Origin of the sequence: Schaalia sp. HMT-172, assembly GCF_030644365.1 — a bacterium.
Lineage (GTDB): Bacteria > Actinomycetota > Actinomycetes > Actinomycetales > Actinomycetaceae > Pauljensenia.
Genome location: NZ_CP130058.1, coordinates 703,038 through 717,288, shown reverse-complemented (window position 1 = coordinate 717,288; position 14,251 = coordinate 703,038). Strand labels below are relative to the sequence as shown.

At 64.6% G+C, this 14,251-nt stretch carries 15 protein-coding genes and 1 pseudogene; 11 read left to right on the top strand and 5 right to left on the bottom strand.

From position 1 onward, the window contains the following. From QU663_RS02950 to QU663_RS02940, 3 genes are read left to right on the top strand one after another with little or no spacing between them, the layout of a single operon-like run. A complete protein-coding gene (locus tag QU663_RS02950; protein ID WP_021612199.1) occupies positions 1 to 900 on the top strand; it encodes a phosphorylcholine transferase LicD in 900 nt (299 codons plus the stop codon). Then, positions 897 to 2,249: a lipopolysaccharide biosynthesis protein gene (locus QU663_RS02945; protein WP_021612200.1), complete on the top strand. Its 1,353-nt coding sequence runs from the start codon at positions 897 to 899 to the stop codon at positions 2,247 to 2,249. Before QU663_RS02950 ends, QU663_RS02945 begins: the two co-directional genes overlap by 4 nt. Next, positions 2,242 to 3,441 carry a glycosyltransferase family 4 protein gene (locus QU663_RS02940; RefSeq protein WP_021612201.1) on the top strand — a complete coding sequence of 400 codons (1,200 nt, stop codon included), beginning with the start codon at positions 2,242 to 2,244 and terminating at the stop codon, positions 3,439 to 3,441. Before QU663_RS02945 ends, QU663_RS02940 begins: the two co-directional genes overlap by 8 nt. Positions 3,442 to 3,678: 237 nt before the next feature. Here QU663_RS02940 and QU663_RS02935 read toward each other — a convergent pair whose 3' ends face one another. Next, a complete protein-coding gene (locus QU663_RS02935) occupies positions 3,679 to 3,849 on the bottom strand; it encodes a transposase (RefSeq protein WP_084437431.1) in 171 nt (56 codons plus the stop codon). A 67-nt stretch (positions 3,850 to 3,916) separates the two neighbouring features. Next, a pseudogene (locus tag QU663_RS02930) lies at positions 3,917 to 4,039 on the bottom strand (5-dehydro-2-deoxygluconokinase); the annotation flags it as partial. Between the two features lie 191 nt (positions 4,040 to 4,230). On the opposite strand from QU663_RS02930, the gene QU663_RS02925 reads away from it, so the two are divergent. From QU663_RS02925 to QU663_RS02890, 8 genes are all read left to right on the top strand, one after another. Then, positions 4,231 to 4,998 (top strand): GntR family transcriptional regulator, encoded by a 768-nt coding sequence (locus tag QU663_RS02925; RefSeq protein ID WP_296494980.1) that lies wholly within the window; start codon positions 4,231 to 4,233, stop codon positions 4,996 to 4,998. A gap of 273 nt (positions 4,999 to 5,271) precedes the next feature. Further along, on the top strand, positions 5,272 to 6,639 hold the full coding sequence (locus QU663_RS02920) for a calpain family cysteine protease (RefSeq protein ID WP_021612205.1): 1,368 nt from the start codon (positions 5,272 to 5,274) through the stop codon (positions 6,637 to 6,639). 84 nt (positions 6,640 to 6,723) lie between these two features. Continuing rightward, positions 6,724 to 7,113: a hypothetical protein gene (locus QU663_RS02915; RefSeq protein WP_021612206.1), complete on the top strand. Its 390-nt coding sequence runs from the start codon at positions 6,724 to 6,726 to the stop codon at positions 7,111 to 7,113. Further along, positions 7,110 to 7,406, top strand: a complete 297-nt coding sequence (locus QU663_RS02910; protein WP_021612207.1) for a hypothetical protein — start codon at positions 7,110 to 7,112, stop codon at positions 7,404 to 7,406. Before QU663_RS02915 ends, QU663_RS02910 begins: the two co-directional genes overlap by 4 nt. Positions 7,407 to 7,501: 95 nt before the next feature. Next, a complete protein-coding gene (locus tag QU663_RS02905; RefSeq protein ID WP_021612208.1) occupies positions 7,502 to 8,428 on the top strand; it encodes a DUF4268 domain-containing protein in 927 nt (308 codons plus the stop codon). 82 nt (positions 8,429 to 8,510) lie between these two features. Then, entirely contained in the window at positions 8,511 to 8,957 is a 447-nt protein-coding gene (locus tag QU663_RS02900) for a hypothetical protein (protein WP_021612209.1), read from the top strand. A 248-nt stretch (positions 8,958 to 9,205) separates the two neighbouring features. Then, positions 9,206 to 9,634: a hypothetical protein gene (locus QU663_RS02895; protein ID WP_304990665.1), complete on the top strand. Its 429-nt coding sequence runs from the start codon at positions 9,206 to 9,208 to the stop codon at positions 9,632 to 9,634. Positions 9,635 to 9,690: 56 nt separating this feature from the next. After that, a complete protein-coding gene (locus QU663_RS02890; protein ID WP_304990664.1) occupies positions 9,691 to 10,638 on the top strand; it encodes a hypothetical protein in 948 nt (315 codons plus the stop codon). Between the two features lie 304 nt (positions 10,639 to 10,942). Here QU663_RS02890 and QU663_RS02885 read toward each other — a convergent pair whose 3' ends face one another. The 3 genes from QU663_RS02885 to QU663_RS02875 are packed head-to-tail and all read right to left on the bottom strand — an operon-like array spanning position 10,943 to position 14,137. Next, the gene (locus QU663_RS02885) at positions 10,943 to 12,340 is read right to left on the bottom strand and encodes an alpha-L-fucosidase (protein WP_021611918.1); all 1,398 of its coding nucleotides are present in this window, start codon (positions 12,338 to 12,340) and stop codon (positions 10,943 to 10,945) included. Then, positions 12,340 to 13,164: a carbohydrate ABC transporter permease gene (locus QU663_RS02880; protein WP_021611919.1), complete on the bottom strand. Its 825-nt coding sequence runs from the start codon at positions 13,162 to 13,164 to the stop codon at positions 12,340 to 12,342. The genes QU663_RS02885 and QU663_RS02880 overlap by 1 nt, the downstream gene beginning before the upstream one ends. Next, positions 13,157 to 14,137, bottom strand: coding sequence for a carbohydrate ABC transporter permease (locus QU663_RS02875; protein WP_021611920.1), 981 nt, complete (start codon positions 14,135 to 14,137; stop codon positions 13,157 to 13,159). The genes QU663_RS02880 and QU663_RS02875 overlap by 8 nt, the downstream gene beginning before the upstream one ends. Positions 14,138 to 14,251 lie beyond the last annotated feature (114 nt).

The window sequence follows — 14,251 nt, the reverse complement described above, 5'->3', positions numbered from 1 at the left end:
ATGAGCGCGGCAGATCCCGCAACCCTGGCAGCTATTCAGCGCGTCACCAAGCGGTGCCTGGCTGAGATCGACCGCGTGTGCTCGCTCCTGGGCGTGCGCTACGTCGCCTACGGCGGCACGGCGATCGGCGCGGTGCGCCACCATGGCTTCATCCCGTGGGACGACGACGGGGACGTGTGCATGCCGCGCGCGGACTACGAGCGTTTCATCGCCGAGGCCCCAGCCCTCCTCGGAGAGGAGTTCTTTATCGCCTCCCCCGCCACGCACCCGAACTATCCGATCAGCTTCGGCGTGCTCGGCCTGAAGGGCTCCGAGTTCGTCTCGAAGGTCGCGAAGGACCGCGCCTTCCGCATGCCGATCGGCGTGGACCTGTTCGTCCTGGACCAGATCGCGGACGATCCGGCGCGCTTCCGCGCCCAGTCGCGCGGCACGTGGCTGTGGGCGCGCCTCATGTTCCTGCGCTCGATCCCCAACCCGCCGACGGGACTGCCCACACCGGCTCGCCAGCTGGCCTCCGCCGCGATGGCCTGCGCTCACTGGGGGATGCGGGCGCTGCGCGTGAACGAGGCCACCCTGTACCGCCGCTGGCTGCGCGCCGCGCTCAAGGGGCGCGACAACCCGCAGGTGGCGCCCGACGGGACGACGCTCTACGGCGACTTCTCCACGCGCGACCCGCGCCGCTGGAGCGCCTCGGAGGGCGAGCTCTTCCCCGCCCGCTCCGTGCCTTTCGACGACATCACCGTGCGCATCCCGGCCGCCTACGACGTCGTGCTGACGCGCGGCTACGGCGACTACATGCGCATCCCAGATCCGCAGGATCGGGTGACCCACGAGCCATTCCACATCGTGTTTGGTCCCCATGACCCGGGCCCCGCCTCGCAGGACGGAGCCGACGCGTGAGCGAGAAGGACACCACGGCCTCGTCCCTGCCCGAGACCTCGGACACGGGAGGGGCCGTCGAGACCACCGAGGAGGCCCTCGAGTCGCGCGGCCAGCTCGGGCGCGACTACCTGTGGAACACGGCCGCCTCCCTCATGTCGAGCCTCGCCGTGGTCATCATGGGCGTGGCGATCATGCGTTCGGGCGCGACGGATTCCTTCGCGCGCGCCCAGTACGGCCTGTTCACCCTGGCCCTGGCGATCGGCCAGCAGTACCAGACGGTGGGCCTGTACGAGGTGCGCACCTTCCACGTGACCGACGTGCGGCGACGCTTCGACTTCGGCACCTACCTGTCCACGAGGCTGTTGACCTGCCTGGTCATGGTGTGCCTGATCCTGATCCACTCGTGGAACTCCTCGACGAAGGACCCCTACCCCGCGTTCACGGTCATCGCGGCGATGGCGCTGCTGCGCATTTTCGACGCCTTCGAGGACGTGTACTACTCGGAGTTTCAGCGCTCCGGGCGCCTCGACATCGCCGGCAAGGCCTGTTTCGCCCGCATTTTCACGACGACGTTCCTGTGGTCGGGCCTGTACTGGGTCACCCAGGATCTGCTCCTCGCCACACTCGTCACCTTCGCGGTCACCTGCGTCGTGCTCGTCGTCGCCTACGGGATTCCCGCGCGTGGCCTGTTCTCACTGCTGCCCTCGTTCAATCTACGAGGCATCGGCGGGATCCTGTGGGAATGCCTGCCCCTGTTCATCGCCGCGTTCCTCAACCAGTACCTGGCCAACGCTCCGCGCTTCGCGATCCACGCGAGCCTCGGGGACGAGGAGCTGGGTGTCTTCGCGATCATCTACATGCCTGCGGTCGCCATCAACATGCTGTCCCTGTTCGTCTTCCGTCCACTCCTCACCCGCATGGCGCTGCGCTGGGCCGAGGGCAAACGCGGGGAGTTTTTCGCGATCGTTCGCCGCGGCCTCCTGACGACCGCGCTCGCCTTCGTCCTCGTCGCGCTCGTCACCTACTTCATCGGCGCTCCGCTCCTGACCCTCGTGTTCGGCACGGACGTGTCCGACTATGTGCCTGAGCTGATGGTGCTCGTCCTCGGTGGCGCCCTCAACGCGGCCGGCGTCATCCTCTACTACGCGCTGGCGACCATGCGCCGCCTGCGCGCGGTCCTCGTCGCGTTCCTGATCGCGGGAGGGACCGCCTACCTGGCGGCGGCGCCGCTGGTGCGCTCCTTCGCTATGATGGGCGCATCCCTGGCCTACGCGGCCACCATGGCCCTCCTCGCGGCGCTCTTCGTCGCATTCATGCTCATCCCCGTGCGCAACGCGCCCACCGAAACGGAGTCCGTCAATGACTGACCGCGCTCACCATCCCGTCAAGATCGCGATCTTCATGGAGTTCTTCCTGCCCTACCTGGGCGGCATCGAACGCTACCAGGACCGCCTGAGCGAGCAGCTGAGGCTTCTCGGCTACGACGTCTTCATCGTCACGTCCCTGCACGACGAGTCCCTGCCTCGTTTCGAGGACAAGGACGGGCTGCGCATCTATCGCCTGCCGACCAAGGGCCTGTTCAAGCAGCGTTACCCCTTTTTCAAGCGCGATGCCCGCTTCAAGGAGACGATGGCCGCCGTCGAGGCTGAAAATGCGGACTTCTACATCGTCAACACGCGCTTCCACCTGACCAGCCTGCTCGGCGCGCGCCTGGCGCATCGCCTGGGCCGCCCAGTCGCCCTCATCGAGCATGGTACCGCGCACATGAGCGTCGGAAACCCGGTCCTGGATTTCTTCGGCGGCATCTACGAGCATGGCCTCACCCACTTCGTCAAGAAGCACGTGACGTCCTACTACGGGGTGTCACGCAACTGCAACAAGTGGCTGCGTCACTTCGGGATCGAGGCCGCGGGCGTGTGGTATAACGCGGTGACCCCCGAAGATACCGCGGTGGCCGACGACCGCTACGAACGTCAGTGGCCGCGCGGGCGTGAGGACTGCGAGATCGTCATCTCTTACGCGGGCCGCCTCATCGCCGAGAAGGGCATCGTCGCCCTGCTGGACGCTTTCGCGCGCCTGCGCGCCGAGCTCCCGGGTGTCCCCCTGCGCCTGGCGGTGGCCGGCTCGGGCCCGATCGAGGACGAACTGCACGAGCGCTACGGCTCCGACCCCGCCGTGTCTTTCCTGGGGAAGCTGGATTTCCCGGCCGTCATGAGCCTGTACCGCCGCTCCGACGTGTTCGTCTACCCGTCGATGTACCCGGAGGGGCTGCCCACCTCGATCCTCGAGGCGGCCCTGGGCGACTGCGCGATCATCGCGACGCCTCGCGGCGGCACGGAGGAGGTCATCACGTCCCCCGCCCTCGGCTGGATCGTGGACGGCCGCACGTCCGCCGAGCTCACGGACGCGCTCGTCCCCGCCCTGCGCGAGGCCGTGACCGATCCGGTGCGTCGAGCCTCCTGCGCCGCCGCCGTGGGGGCGCGCGTGCGCGAGCATTTCACGTGGGCGTCGGTGGCCCGCGATGTCTCCTCCATCATCGACGAGGCCGTGGCCCGCTAGCCTCCCCTCAGCACTCCACCGCCGGACTTCCGTGCGGCCTCCCGCCGCCCGCGGGCACCGCAGCCACCTTCACCCCCAGGCGCAATGGGGGGTTTTGCACCATTAGAAGCCCGCGATCGGCGTGTCGCCGGCGTGTCGCGCCTCTAATGGTGCAATTCCCCCCGTGTCTTGTCCGGGCATGAAGGGGCGTCGCACCCAAACAGCAGGCCCTGTGCCGCGCCACCATCGGACAGCCCATCACCACCCGACCCCGCGCCGTCGCTCGCGCTCGAGTGTGACCCACCGGCCCACCACCGATTCACCCAGCCCTAAATCCCGAGCCACAGACGCGATCGTAGACCCCGTATCCAACACCAGACACGCGACATCACGACGATACTCCGGCGTAAAACGACGACGAGTTCCCATAACAGGCACCTCACTGGCCGCAGGCACACACACCCGCTTAACGAAGTGTCAACAACACCAGCCTAAGCCCGCCGAGGAACTTTCCGACGGTTTCGACATCTTCGAGATGCTCCCCGGCTTGGAGCGGGAAGATGTCGACGCCGGAGCGCCCCATTGTCAGAATGTCGACATAGCGTCGATCCAGGGACATGCTAGGTCCTTCCTCTCCGTTGGGGCGGCTCTCGCACCTGACCAGCCTAGGATGAACCATCGACACACAATCGTCGCAATTTGTCCTTACAATAGGGCGTGCGCATCGTTGTCACCACCCGCCCACAAAGACTGCTACCATGTAACCGTATATTTTCACAAGGCCAAAGTCCCACCCTACGAAGGTCGACCATGTCCCACTCCCCCAAGGCTTCCCCCAGCGAGCCCTACGTCCCGGACATCACCCTGGATCGCTCCTCCCCCATCCCCTTATACTTCCAGATCTGCGAGCCAATCGCCGAGCTGATCAACTCGGGCGCACTGCCCGCAGACACGCGCCTTGAGGATGAGCTGTCAATGGCCGCCCGCCTACACGTCTCACGCCCCACCGCCCGCCAGGCTTTGCAGCGCCTCGTCGATCGCGGCCTCCTCACGCGACGCCGCGGCGTCGGCACCATCGTCTCCCCGCGCCAGGTGCACCGCCCCATGGAGCTCACCTCCCTCATGAAGGACCTCGTCGAGGCCGGACACCAGGTCCACACGACGATCCAGCGCTACGAGGCACGCCCCGCCACCGAGACCGAGGCCGACATCCTCAAGGTCGCCGAGGACACGCTCGTCGTCCACATCGAACGGACGCGTTTTGCAAACAGCGAGCCGATCGCCGTCCTTACGAATCTCATTCCCGCGGACATCGCGCCGACCATGCAGGAGCTCGAATCCAACTCCCTCTACGACATGATGCGAGAGCGCGGAGTCGCCCTGGCCTCGGCGCGCCAGGTCATCGGGGCGCGCACCGCCACCGCCAAGGAGGCCAAGCTCCTGTCCGAGCACCGGGGAGCCGCCCTGCTGACGACGCAGCGCACGACATACGACCCCTCCGGGCGCGTCGTCGAGTACGGCGACCACATCTACCGCGCGTCGCGCTACTCCTTCGAGGCCAATCTTTTCGCACAGTGATAAAGAATTGCTAGTTTGTCCTAACAAATTGTTGACGGGATGGCGCGCACGCCGTAGACTTGTGGACGACGGAGAATAGCCTCAAGCAATCACAAAGGAGTGCTTCCCGCCATCTCCATCGAGGACACCCCCGGCCCCCCTCCTGCACGCGTCCCGCACGCGGCACGGACGCGACTCCCGCACGCATCCCGCACCCCGGAATGTTTGACGCACATCACTGCTTCAGCTATTGTCGGTCACGAGGACACCACGGTTGGCGAGAAAGGACGCGCCATGACTTGGTTTTCATCCATGATCCCTGGGGCCCCCGGTAACGCAGATTCCATCGCATCGCTCGCTCAGACCCTGCACGAGAGCGCCGCGCAAGCGGAGAACATAGAACAGGCGGTGTCACGTATTCCCTCGTCCATCGCGACGTGGAGGGGCCACGCTCACCTCGATTACCTGGAATCACAGCAGCGAGCGCGCAGCCGCATGATCCATTTCAACGAGGGCATGGCCTGTGCGGCCAACGACGTCGAGTCCTACTCGTGGAGCGTGCGCGCCATGCATAACTACGTGGAGAACACCCTGCGTCCCGCCGCGCAAGAGCTCGACGACGCATTCACGCGCACTCCCGCCGCACAGCGCCTCGACGCGTACTTTTCCCTCCTTGCCGAAGCACGCACCCTCCAAGGCGAATACAGGGAGCGCTACAACAGGCTCAAGCAAGAGGCCGAGGACCTCGCCCTCAGCCTGCAACAGGCTCTGTCGATCGAACCCGTCGCGAAAAAGTCGAAGTTCGCGGGTGGATTCTTTGACCCCTCCCGCACAGAGCGCCTCAGCGAGCGCGACATTGACAGGATCAACGCCGAACTCAAGGCCCTGCGCGAGGGCGGCTTCGACCTGCGCGCAATCGCTCAGGGAAGCATCGGTGACTGCTACTACCTGGCATCGCTGATGGCCGTCATGAACTCCCCCGAGGGGCAGGCCCTCCTCGCTGATGGTATTCGTCCGCACTACAGCCAAGACGGAACGATCGACGGCTACATCGTCACGGTCTATGACAAGCCCGGCTTCTTCTCCTCCGGTTCCTCCACGGAAGTCCTGGTGCGAGACACCTACGCCAACGGAGCGCGTTCCAGCGGGTCTGCGGGCGTCATCTCCCTGTACGAAAAGGCGTTTTCCCAGCTCCACCCGGGCGGAGTCAACAGGTCAACCTTCTTTGAAAGCGGGATAGCGGCCGGTTACCCCCGTGAGGCTCTTCCACGCGTCACTGGCCAAGGAACATCCACGGTTGACGGGGACGGCCTCTTCGGCTTTGGAAGCGGCTACGACGCCAGCGAACAACAGACGATCATCGAGGCCGCCAACAGCGGGCAGCCCACCATCGCCAACACGGAGAACAGCGACGCGTTCGAGAACCGAACCGCCCCCGTGGATGTGACGCTGCCCAACGGGCAGGAGACGCGCATCGACATCTACCGAGGACACTCCTACGTGGTCACACACGCCGATTCGTCGGGCCTCACGCTCGTCAATCCGCACGGTACCAACACGGTCTCGGAGACGGGCACCGCCACCCCCAACGGGGAATTCACCATCTCCTGGGAGGATTTCGGAGAGTACTACGGAAACGTCACCCTCGGTGCCGTCAAATAACGCGGCACCGCGCGCAGGGCGCTCTTCTCACCTGAGGGTGTCGCTGCTCCCCCAGCACTTCCACCCCGACACGATAGGCAGAACATGACTCACCAAGACCGCCGGTGGATCATCCCCGGTAACGCCGTTCGTTGCGGCCTGATCGACGGATTCGGCGAGCCGGCCATGAGCGTTCTTCGCTCGGAGATCACAGACGGGATTCCCCGCGTCACGCTCGCGGTCACATGGAAGCCCGGCGCGGGGACTCCCCCTCCGGGGATGCGCGCAGAACTGGCCCAGGGGGAGTCCGCGTCGCTCAGCAACGTCGGGAGCTTTACCCTGGTCGACATGGAAGCACCCCTCGACGGCGATATGTTCCCACGGCCGGTCATTCTCTTCGAACCCGATCCGCGCCTCATGGACACGGCGCGCCGATACGCTGGAGCCAACGGCCTGTTCTTTCCCGACACGATCGACGATGGGAGTCACTCATGAGCAAGGGTTTCGCGTGCGACACGGACGAAATGAGGGCGTTGATCGCCAGGCATGAGGAGCTGCGTTCCGACTTGGAAAGGGTCATCGTGCCGCCGAAAGGAGCCGCGTGGGGTTTTTCCGTCGTGCGCGGCGCGTACAAGGAGCTGGCGGAGGATTGCGCTGATCGCCGCGAGATCATGCAGGAGTGGTGCACCCGCATGTCCGAGGCCATTGAGGCGACCTCCCGCGAGTCCGAGCAAGCGGACGCCACCTGGGCGGACGTCATCAAAGACGACCGCCTCACCTCCCTCTGATCTCTCCGGAGCGCCGATACGCCGCGCCATTCCCGTGAACAACAACAGCGGCCGCGCAACGGGTTCGCAGGTATAACACGACAAGGAATCACACGATGGTCACTCTGAGCAGGCTCGAAGAGATACGCGACTTGCGAACGGTATGGCCCCACGAGGCACTCGATTTCACCCCGTGGCTCGCGCAGGACGAGAACATGGCCCTCCTCTCTGACGCCATCGAGATTGACATGACGGTTGACGAGATAGAGTCCTGCGTCGGCGATTTCAACGTCGATATCTTCGCGTCGGAGACCGGCACGGACAGAACAATCATCATCGAGAACCAGCTGGAAGACACCGATCACGACCACCTCGGAAAGCTGATCACCTACGCGTCTGGTAAATCGGCGGATGTGATCGTGTGGCTCGTTAAACGCGCGCGAGAGGAGCATCGCGCCGCGGTCGAATGGCTCAACAACCACACCGATGAGAACATCGGTTTCTTCCTGTGCGAAATCAAGCTGTTTCGCATCGGTTCCTCCGATCCGGCCGTGAAATTCGAGGTTGTCGAACGACCCAACGATTGGACCAAGGAAGTCAAGAAGGCGACGTCACCGGATGAGGGCCAGCAGCTACGCTACGACTACTGGGCCGCATTCCAGGACTACGCCTTTCAGGACACACGCTTTTCGCGCAGCTTCCACCGTGGCAAGCCCTCGAAGGAGTATTGGATGAGTTTCGGCATCGACTCGTCTCAGTGCCATATCGAAGCATCACAGGTCCACAAGCGAAGCGAGCTGAGTGTCGAGCTGTATATCAACCAGGACAAGGACCTATTCCGCTCGCTCTACGCCATGAGGGAGACGATTGAAGCCGAGGCCGGCCTGAGCTTTGATTGGCGGGAGCTCCCGAACCGCAAAGCGAGCCGCATCGTCGTCCATAAGAACGTATCATTCGACGACAGGGCCCAGTGGACCGAGCACTTTAACTGGATGATCGACACCATGCTCGCGATCAAGACAACCTTCAAGAAGTACCTGTAACCGGCTTCACCGCTGCGCTCGCCCGAGCGCCCCAACCGTCAACATCACTCAGGGGGTCATGTCATGTCCGCACGTATCAGTCGTGGCCTTCGGACTCGCCGCGTCGCTCGTTGGAGCGTGTTCGTCGCCCAACGAGGAACGCGACCTGCCTGCGTGCGATGGCACGACCTACGTTCTTGAATCAGCGATCAGGTATCAGCTCATCGAAGGGTTCAGTCCCCTGCGGCTCACGGGCATCGAGGCCGATGCTGCCGGCGACGCGCCACACGCCACGCTCACCGTGAGCTGGTCCGATGGAGTCAACGTGCCGGAGGGCACGTTTCAGGCCCTCACTGTCGGGGAGAGCACGACCCTCGACAACGTCGGTACCTTCACTCTCGTCGACGTGCTCCCACCCTCCGGGGAGAGGCGCTGGTCGACACCGGTGGTCTGCTTCCAGCAGGACCCCCAGCTCATCGACACTGCACGTACCTACGCCGCCGACAACGGCCTCCCCTTCCCCGGCGACGAGCAAGACAGCCAGTCCTGAGGGTCCTCATCGACCTCGATCGGGTCTGGATACCAGGCTCTTCCGAGTTGAGTGTGGGTGGTCGAGTGCTGGTTGAGGTTGCGGGTAGGGGTTGAGGTCCTTGGTGGTGAGCGGACTTCTCCATCCGCGGTCGTCGAGAGCCTCGGGCTGGGCCTGTGCGCATGTTGGTGAGGCTTTCCAGCGCCGCCTGCCATCTGGTAGGCTGGCAGTGTTACAGTGGCGCGTCAACTCAGAGAGGAGTAGTCGTTGTGAGCGCTCAGATGCAGGTCACTAAGGAGAAGTGGCAGGACTGGGAGAAGGCCCTCCGCGAAGAGGTGGCCCCGAAACTACGGCAAGCAGCAGGTTTGCTGAGGACGAATAGTGAGCTGCAGACCGAGGGGAAGTGGAGCGCGGAATCAGGTCCCCAGGCCTTCGCCACCAAGCACAAGCAGTACCTCACCGAAGAGGCTGACGCGCTGGATGCGATGGCCAAGCACGCCACCGATTTCGCTGAGAAGATTCAAACAGCGCTGGATATGCTGGAGAAGGATGAGGACGCTGCTAAGAGCTGGTTGGATGCGGAGGCCGCGAAGATTCAAGCGGTGTACATCTCGAAGGCCAAACAGGCCGCCCTTGACGAGTTCGACAAGCACCCTTCCGGGGCGAACCTCGCTAGGTTGAAAAGGTACCGGTACTAGCCCGGTGGCTCGGTGAGTAGAGCATCCAATCGACGACGAAGGGGAGGGGACTAAGGATGATGGCGACAGTGACGGGTGTGGGTCGGCGCGTGGCCCGGTGGGTGGCGTGCGCGGTTGCAGCCGCGTGCTGTGTGGCGGGGGCGGCCTTGCCCGCTCGCGCGGATGGTCCTGTCCCGGTGCCCTCCACCCCGCCCACGGCGCCGCCCTCCACTCCGCTGTTCCCGGGGCGCACCATCCGCATGACCGCCAACTTCCAATTTGGGGAATATAACGTTCTAGGGCAGGGCGCAAAGCCCGCCGCCTACCTGACGCTGGTGTTCTCAGAGTGGGATAACGGGTGGAACCTGACCGAGCAGGAGTGCCAGGAGTTGGTGTCCACGTTCTGGTCTGGCACCGGCCCCGACTACGTGGTGGAGGCAACAGCAGGGTCGAACGATTGCCAGATCGAAGCGTACTACATGGGTGAGGCGCGCCATGCGTTCTATTCCCTGGATGAGTCGGGGCACATGCAGGTGCGCCCGCCCATGGCCTACCTCAACCTGATCGCCAGCTCGTTCGACAACGTTTATTTCGAGCGCCTTGACTTTTACGTCACGGGCATGAACAACGCTCACTGCAACGCGAGCCCTTCAAAAGAAGATCTCAACACGCTGTTGAACATCACCCACATGTCCATCTGTATGTGGGATGTTGACGACGGGGCCACGATACCTGCGACCGATGAGCCGCTCATGGAAGGTGACGTCGAGGACTACTTCACCGGCAAACTCGCGGGCACGGTCGGGCCCTTCACTGAGCTGAGCCCGCCCGTCAACCCCTTCACCATCACCCCCGCGCCCACGACCGACCCTGCCACCGGCCCATCGGCCACCGCGTCCGGAGACCGATCCGAGACCAGCGGGTCCTCTTCCACGGGCCTGCTCATCGGCATCGGCGCCACCACCGCCGTCCTTCTCCTGGTGGGCACCGGTGCTCTGGTGGTGGCGCTGCGCCGCAGGAAGTAACGGCGCGGCCACCACGGACCGGAACGCCGCCACTAGCTTGGTGGCTCCGTGAGCGGGCCTCTGCGTCCTCGATGAGGGGAGGAATGGTGCCTCTTCATAGTTGGGTGTGGGTGGAGGCGTATTGTGCCACCTGATCCGTGAGTGCTCGACCCGGGGAGATCGATCACCGTCACCCCATCAACGTTCGATGCCCACGCTACGTCACACATGAGCCCTGGTCATCGGGGCGGCGATGATCACGGCGCTTCCCGTGCTCGTGTAAAGGGTGTCGGCGCGGGCCCTCGCCCGCGCCGACGACCTCATCTCACACTCGAGGAGCTGTGATAACCAGCGGAAGTGCCTCCCCGCGAGCATCGCTCGGAGGCTGCTCCCCCGCCTGCAGGGTTAGACTCTGCCCATCCCACGAGCACGCCGCGCCCGGCGTGAGAACCGCGGAACGCGAGTATGCGAATCCGCTGGGCAGACCCGACACCTGCGAGACGGACGCATCCGCCACCACGGCCACATGGTCACTGTGCCCCAGGAGACGCACCCAGGCCTCGTCCGAGCCCGAAGCCGACACCGCGCGCACAGCCCGCGCCGACTCTGCCGACACCGGACGCACACCCAGAAGCTCCGGCCCATACAGGTCGTTCCACTCCCCCAGGCCCTCCAGGCACTCGCGCTGCTCGCGAGGAATCGTCCCGTCAGCCTTCGGGCCCACGTTAAGCAGGAGGCGCCCGCCGCGCGAAACGACGTCCACCAGGTGACGGACGGCACCCGCCCCGCTCAGGTACTGATGGTCCCCCTCGGCGCGGTTGTACCCGAAAGACAGGCCCACGCCTCGGCAATTCTCCCAGGGCTTCCCGCTGGTCTCCAAATCCCCCATGTGCTGATACTCGCTGGTCAGGTAGTCCGCGTGAACGCCGCCGTAACGGTCATTCGTGACCCCCTCGGGGCGAGCCGCGTAGAAGTACTCGAAGAGCGTGCCCAGACCGAAGGGGCCGAAATTCTTCCCCTCGTCGGGCCAATCGATGTCGTTCCACACGACGTCGGGGGCGTAGCGGTCGATCAGGTCGCGCACGTGCACGAAGCAGTAACGCGCGTAATCCGCGTCCTTCGGCCGGCACAGGTCCTTGCAGTCATCCTCGGACAGGATGGGCCGCGCGGGCCGATAGTGCCAGTCCAGGCCACCGGAGTAGTACAGGCCAACGCGCAGTCCCTGCGCCCGCGCGGCATCCGCGAAGCCCGCCACGAGGTCGATGCGCGGACCCCGGCGAACCGTGTTGCGCGTGCCCGTCTCCGGGGCGTCCCACAGCGTCACGCCGTCGTGGTGCTTCGTCGTCAGCACCGCGTAGCAGGCGCCCGCACGGCGGAAGAGACGCATCCACTCGGATGGGTCCCACGCATCCGGGTCCCACGCGTCCAAGAACGCGTCGTAGGGGGCAGCCCCATACAGGTCCTTGTGGCGTCGCGCCGCCGGAGAACCCGGGATACGGATCGTGTTGAAGTACCACTCCGCGTATGAATTATGGGTAAACCATGCCTCCCAGTCGTCCTCGACGCCGAGCTCCCCGTGATCCTCCGCCCACGCGGGCACCGAGTACGGCCCCCAGTGGACGAAGATTCCCAGCGGCGCGTCTTGGAACCACTGCGGCGTCGGGCGAGCCAACGCCCCCCAGCGGGCGGACTCGCCGAGTGTTTCACGATGTTCCACGCTCATCACCGTCCCCCGAAGGCACCCAGGGTGACGCCCTTTTCCAGCTGCTTTTGCAGGAACACGACCAGCAGAATCGACGGGATGGTCGTCATCGTGACCGCCGCCATGAGCGGACCCCAGTCGGTGCCGCGCTCACCCGAGAACATCTGCAGGCCCAGCGGGATCGTCGCCAGCGTCGAATCGTTGACCACGATGAGGGGCCACAGGAACGAGGACCAGTAGTCGATGAAAGCGAACACGCCGACCACCGTGATCGGAGCCTTCAGGAGGGGCAGGAGGATCTTCGTGAGGATCTGCCAGTCGCTGCAGCCGTCGATGCGCGCCGCCTCCTCGAACTCGAGGGGCAAGGACAGCAGGAACTGCCGGATCAGGAACGCCCCGAACGCCCCGAACGCGAAGGGCACGATGAGCGCGAAATACGAGTTCACGAGGCCCATGCGCTGCATGCCGATGTACAGCGGGATCACGAGGACCTCCTGGGGCAGGACGAGCGTGCCCAGGAACAGCATGAACAGGTGATCGCGCCCCTTAAAGCGCAGCCGCGCGAACGCGTATGCCGACAGAACCGACACGACGACCACGAGGGCCGCGCCGGACAACGACACGATGAACGAGTTGAGCACGACCCGACCGAAGGGAATCGAGCGCAGCGCGGAAGGATAGTTCTCCCACGCCACCTCGCTGCCCGTCGGGCTGAAGGTAAAGACCTCGGTCGTGGGCTTCAGGGAGGTCGCGACCATCCACGCGAAGGGGAACAGGAACGCGACCCCAACAATCCCCAGTAGGACGACCGAAATGGCGGTCGACAGTCGTTTTTTGCTACGCATCGTAGTTCACCCACTTCTTCTGGCCCGCGAACTGCAGGGCCGTCACCGTCATGACAATCACGAAGAGAACCCACGCCATCGACGAGGCGTACCCGAGCTTGTCGAAAGAAAAGCCGTTGCGGTACAGGGACAACACGATCGTGTTGGTCGACTCTCCCGGGCCGCCCAGCGTCAGGAAGTAGGGCTGCGCGAAGACCTTGAAGGCGCCGATGATCGTCATGACCGTGCAGAAGAACACGGTCGGGGAAATCATCGGGAAGACGACCTTGAAGAATCGCTGCACGCCGTTGCAGCCGTCGATCGTGGCGGCCTCGAGCACTGAGGTGTTCAGGCCGTTGAGCCCCGCCGTCAGGACCACGATGTTGTAGCCGAGGCCCTGCCACAGGCTCATCACCAGCAGCGACCCCATCGCCAGAACGGGCTTATTCAGGAACGGGATGTGCTCGATCCCGAAGACACCCAGCGCGGAGTTCACAACGCCGTGGTCGGAGAGCAGGAGGCGCCAGATCAGCGCGTTACCGACCATCGGGGTGACCACTGGGATGAAGAAAATGACGCGCAGGATCCGGCTGAGCCACTCCGGCACCCGCTGGAGCCAGTAGCTCAGGCCGATCGAGATCACCAGGTTGAGCGCCGTGTAGCAGGCCGCAAACACGACGGTGTTACGCATGACCGTCCAGAACGCGGGGTCCGCTCCGCTGAGCATGCGCTTGTAGTTGTCGATTCCGACGAAACGGCCACCCCCGAAGAGCGACCAGTCGAAGAAAGAGATCACGAGGGACGCGATCAGCGGCAGGACGATGAACAGCAGGAAGCCGGTCATGCCCGGAGCCAGGTAGACGAGGGCGCGCACGCCGTCGCCGCGCTTACCCGCGTCGCGCGCCTTCTTCGCGCGCTTCGAGGCCTTCGCCTCACCCGTATCCGCCGCGCCCGCTGGCGCCTCGCGGCCGGGTGTCACAGTGTCAGTGCTCATCAGCAGTGTCACCTTTCCATCACAGAGACCGTGGTGGGCTCACCGCGCAGCGCCGACCATCATCGTCCGCGCTAACGCCAAGGGACCCACCCAACGAGGCCGGGGAACCCGAGC